General features: G+C 69.8%; 1 protein-coding gene. It reads right to left on the reverse strand.

The window, feature by feature from the left end:
• A partial coding sequence (locus VT50_RS37590; RefSeq protein WP_143645365.1) for a zinc-binding dehydrogenase occupies window positions 1–496 on the reverse strand: 496 nt, incomplete at both ends.

Below are 496 nucleotides of genomic sequence, written 5' to 3' on the forward strand. Positions count from 1 at the left end.
TGCGGACGAGGTGGTCGGCCACCAGCGCGCCGAGGGTGCCGGTGCCGCCGGTGATGAGCACGGTGCCCTCCGGGTCCACCGGGGCGGGGACGTCGAGCACCAGCTTGCCGGTGTGCTTGGCCCGGCTGAGATGACGCAGCGCCGCACGCGCCCGGCTGAGCGGCCACGCATGGACCGGGGGCGGTTCGAGCGCACCGGAGGCGAACAACGCGCCCAGCTCACCCAGCATTTCCCCGATACGGTCAGGACCGGCGTCAGCGATCAGGTCATAGGCCCGATAGGTCACCCCGGGGTACTCGGCCGCGATCAGCTCCGGGTCACGGACATCGGTCTTGCCCATCTCCAGCAACCGCCCGCCCTCCCGGAGAAGACGCAGCGAGGCATCCACGAACTCCCCAGCGAGGCTGTTGAGCACCACATCAACCCCACGACCACCCGTGACCTCACCGAACACCTCCTCGAAACCCAGATCACGCGACGAGGCCCGATGCGCCTG

Source organism: Streptomyces antioxidans (genome assembly GCF_000968685.2).
GTDB lineage: Bacteria > Actinomycetota > Actinomycetes > Streptomycetales > Streptomycetaceae > Streptomyces > Streptomyces antioxidans.